Source organism: Streptomyces sp. ADI95-17 (assembly GCF_003846175.1).
In the GTDB taxonomy this organism is placed as follows: domain Bacteria; phylum Actinomycetota; class Actinomycetes; order Streptomycetales; family Streptomycetaceae; genus Streptomyces; species Streptomyces sanglieri.
On sequence record NZ_ML123045.1, the window covers coordinates 1 to 2,682 of the forward strand.

At 68.2% G+C, this 2,682-nt stretch carries 1 protein-coding gene and 1 tRNA gene; both read right to left on the reverse strand.

Translation table 11 applies throughout. The features are described 5' to 3' along the window. Positions 1 to 110: 110 nt before the first annotated feature. Positions 111 to 1,964, reverse strand: coding sequence for a glycosyltransferase family 2 protein (locus EES42_RS08075; RefSeq protein ID WP_124717474.1), 1,854 nt, complete (start codon positions 1,962 to 1,964; stop codon positions 111 to 113). 592 nt (positions 1,965 to 2,556) lie between these two features. Next, a tRNA-Lys gene (locus tag EES42_RS08080) sits at positions 2,557 to 2,630 on the reverse strand. Positions 2,631 to 2,682: the final 52 nt, after the last annotated feature.

Here is a 2,682-nt window from a genome sequence, read left to right on the forward strand (position 1 = left end):
GTAGCGCTCGGTGCTCTCGCGGTACAGCCAGGGGCCGTTCGCCCCGGAGAACGCCAGGACCACCGTCGTACCGATCGCCATCCGGCGGGTACGGAGGCTCGGACGGAACTTCATCGTTCACGGCTCCCAAGGGCGGCCTGCGGGGACTGTCCGGCGTCGGTCCGGCGCCGCCGCTTCTCGGCGCGGACGGTGTACCGCCAGCCGAGGACGGGCGCCGCGGTGATCAGCATCGCCATGGCGGCCCAGGTGAGCATCGCCGGATGGCCGTGGCCGAAGACGAAGGAGGCGGCGATGGAGCCGCCGAACACCAGCAGGAAGAAGAGGTGGATCCGGAAGGTGCCGAAGAGCGTGTCCGGGCTGCACGAGTCGCCCTTCGGCGTCACCACGAACGAGCTCTTGCGGCGCAGCACGGCATCCAGCAGCGAGCGTGCGTAGACCGGGGCGCAGAGCGCGGACATCATCATGCCGGCCAGACCGCCGGAGCCCTCGGGCTCGTGCGGCGAGACGTTGTGCCGGCGGTTCCAGGTGTACAGCCCGATCTGGAGCGCCGAGGCATTGCCGTACAGCATCATCCAGACGACCGGGTCGATCTGTACGCCCGAGGCGCCGATGCCCAGGAACAGGGCACAACTCAGTGCCGCGAGGATCCAGTTCAGCGCGGACATCGGGTAGAAGACGATCATCAGCGTGTAGTTGAGGAGCTTGCCCGGCGGGAGTGAGCAGAAGCCCTTCCAGTACTGCTTGAGGATCGTCTCGTACGTCCCGCGCGACCAGCGCAGCTGCTGGGTGAAGAAGTCCGTCCACGCGGTCGGGCCCTCGCCGACGGCCAGTACGTCCGGGGTGTAGACCGAGCGCCACTTGCGGCCGGTGCGCGGATTGCGGGCGCGGTGCATCTCGAATCCGGTCGCCATGTCCTCGGTGATCGAGTCGTACAGACCGCCGATCTGCCGGAGGGCCGAGATCCGCACCGCGTTGCTGGTGCCGACGAACATCGGGGCGCCGTAGCGGTTGCCCGCGCGCTGGATCAGCGCGTGGAAGAGGAACTGCTGGGACTCGGCGGCCTTGGTGACGAAGGTGTCGTAGTTGCCGTAGACCTGCGGGCCGATGACGAAGCCGATGTCCGGGTCGCGGAAGTAGCCGAGCATCCGCTCCAGGTAGTTGGGCAGCGGTACGTGGTCGGTGTCGACGGAGGCGAAGAACTCGTAGTCGCCGCCGTGCGCGTCGAGCCAGGCGTTGTAGTTGCCGTGCTTGGTCCTGGCGCGGTGCGGGCCCCGGTCCCGGTTCCAGTGCGCGACGCCCCTGCGGGAGAAGTGGTGCACCCCGAGCCGGGCGCAGACCTCCTTGACCGCCGGGTCGTCGCCCTCGTCGAGCAGCCAGACGTGCAGCGGTCCGCGGTGCCGGACACGGACCGCGGCCTCCAGGGTCCTCGTCACCATCTCCAGGGGCTCCTTGCCCGGGACGAAGGAGGTGAGGAAGGCGACCCTGGTGCCGGTCTCCGGGACGACCGGGACCGGGTCGCGCGCGACCAGCGTGGCGTGCGCGTTGGACAGGACGTTCAGTGTCCGGAAGAGCTCGATCAGGCCGATCGAGACCAGCATCACGATGTCCAGGACCAGCAGCGTGCCGTTCTTGAGGTCCGGGTCGCGCCGGGTCCAGTGGTCGGGCTGCATCAGCCAGACGAACAGGCCGATCGAGACGAGCGGTGCGGCACCCAGCAGGAGCGCCGCACGGATCCTGTGCGGTTCCTGTGAGAGCAGTGAGCGGTACTGCACCCGGTACGGCAGTCCGGTGCCGGGCCCGGTCAGTGGCCCGGCGAGCCGGCTGTAGTGCTCGTAGTCGTAACGCGGCAACGGCTCCTTCGGCTGCCGACGTTGTTCCCCCGGTATCGGCCGCGCCGGTATCCGGAGCAGGGCGGTCCGGGAAAGATCGTTGTTCTGCCGGGCGCCGGTCGGCGTCGACGTCATGGGTCATCCCCCTGCACGCATGGTCGGTGCGTGACTGATAGGTCGTCTCGGCCGCGGCGGTTCCCCGTCGGTCTCCGCGGACGACGTCAATGGCGGGCGGCCGTCCGCTCAGATACGGAACGTCGCCCTTCCGGCTGTCTCTGGCGCCCCCCTCGACACCAGTCCCCGAGCGGGGCCCCCACCCCGCGTTGCGGACAACCGGAACTTCCCCCTCTGCAGCCCCCAACTGCACGGCTCATCGGCCTGGTTGGAGCCGATGACCACTAGACAGGTTGTCCGACCCCGGTCCCGATCGCAAGGGTGAAACGAGTGGGTTACCAGTCATACGTACGATTTGTGGCCCCCTTGCGGAGGGGGTGTACGGAGGCGTACGGAAACGGACTTCGCGCCGTTGGGTGACCGTTCGGTGACTCTGTGGCATCTGTGCGAAGACTGTGCGCCGCCTGTGCGGGTAGTGGTTGAAGGTGGCGCTGTGGGCGGCGTCACGGGGGTGGAGGCCCGACGCGAGGCTTCGGTGCGGGAGGCTTCGGCGCGAGAGGTTCACGAACGAGCAAAGCCCCCTCACGCGTGGTGAGGGGGCTTTGACTCTGCGTGCGCCGCCAGGGACTCGAACCCCGGACCCGCTGATTAAGAGTCAGCTGCTCTAACCAACTGAGCTAGCGGCGCCTGCTGACCAGGAGAACTCTACCCGAAGGTGGGGGGTGCTCCTGACCATTTA